9 tRNA genes are annotated in these 1,027 nt (G+C 48.8%); all 9 read right to left on the bottom strand.

Annotation, left to right across the window (positions count from 1 at the left end):
* Positions 1–177 precede the first annotated feature (177 nt).
* The 9 genes from HP398_RS30555 to HP398_RS30515 all read right to left on the bottom strand — a co-directional run bounded on the left by HP398_RS30555 (position 178) and on the right by HP398_RS30515 (position 999).
* A tRNA-Leu gene (locus tag HP398_RS30555) sits at positions 178–262 on the bottom strand.
* A gap of 8 nt (positions 263–270) precedes the next feature.
* Positions 271–344, bottom strand: a tRNA-Arg gene (locus tag HP398_RS30550).
* A gap of 20 nt (positions 345–364) precedes the next feature.
* Positions 365–440: transfer RNA gene (locus HP398_RS30545), tRNA-His, on the bottom strand.
* A 29-nt stretch (positions 441–469) separates the two neighbouring features.
* Positions 470–543, bottom strand: a tRNA-Trp gene (locus HP398_RS30540).
* 1 nt (position 544) lies between these two features.
* Positions 545–621 (bottom strand) — tRNA-Met (locus HP398_RS30535).
* Positions 622–646: 25 nt separating this feature from the next.
* Positions 647–735: transfer RNA gene (locus HP398_RS30530), tRNA-Ser, on the bottom strand.
* Positions 736–743: 8 nt separating this feature from the next.
* Positions 744–817, bottom strand: a tRNA-Gly gene (locus tag HP398_RS30525).
* Between the two features lie 7 nt (positions 818–824).
* Positions 825–906 (bottom strand) — tRNA-Leu (locus HP398_RS30520).
* Between the two features lie 16 nt (positions 907–922).
* Positions 923–999 (bottom strand) — tRNA-Pro (locus HP398_RS30515).
* Positions 1,000–1,027 lie beyond the last annotated feature (28 nt).

Genomic DNA, 1,027 nt, shown 5'->3' with positions numbered 1-1,027 from the left:
GCGCCGTTTCCGGAGCAGATCTTTAATTTATCACATTCAACTTTGAAAGTCAACAACTTTTTTAGTTTTATGTGATTTGTTCTACTCAGTTAAACTTGTATGTTTCGTGAGTAGATTTTTAATATAACATATTACTTTTCATTAATCAAGAGGTTTTTTTAACCTCATTTAAATTAATGGTGCGGTCGGCGAGACTCGAACTCGCACGGGTCGCCCCGCCACCCCCTCAAGATGGTGTGTCTGCCAATTCCACCACGACCGCATGTAAAACGTCTCAGGAGAGGTTCGAACTCCCGACCGTCCGCTTAGAAGGCGGATGCTCTATCCAGCTGAGCTACTGAGACATATTGTAGTTATAAAAAAATGGGGCGATCGATGGGACTTGAACCCACGAGTGCCGGAGCCACAATCCGGTGCGTTAACCCCTTCGCCACGACCGCCATAATGTATACGTTTTAAAAATGTTCTTTGGCAGGGGCAGTAGGAATCGAACCCACACCAAAGGTTTTGGAGACCTTCGTTCTACCGTTAAACTATGCCCCTATGGTAGCGGTGGAGGGGATCGAACCCCCGACCTTTCGGGTATGAACCGAACGCTCTAGCCATCTGAGCTACGCCGCCATAATTATTTCGTAATAAAAAGAAGTGGCGGAGGGAGAGGGATTCGAACCCCCGTGAGCTTGCACTCTAACGGTTTTCAAGACCGCCCCGTTATGACCACTTCGGTATCCCTCCGCAAAATATGGAGCGGGTGATGGGAATCGAACCCACGCGACCAGCTTGGAAGGCTGGAGTTCTACCATTGAACTACACCCGCTTGAATATGGTGCCGGTGAAGGGACTTGAACCCCCACGGTTTCCCTCACGATTTTGAGTCGCGCGCGTCTGCCATTCCGCCACACCGGCATATTCATTTGAAACATGGTCGGGAAGACAGGATTCGAACCTGCGACCCCTTGGTCCCAAGCCAAGTACTCTACCAAGCTGAGCTACTTCCCGATTATAGTTCTTCACTTAAGATGAAGAT

The organism is Brevibacillus sp. HB1.4B, assembly GCF_013284285.1.
GTDB classification, from domain to species: domain Bacteria; phylum Bacillota; class Bacilli; order Brevibacillales; family Brevibacillaceae; genus Brevibacillus; species Brevibacillus porteri.
Note: the sequence above shows the minus strand (reverse complement) of the source record. Positions and strands in the feature narration are given on the sequence as shown.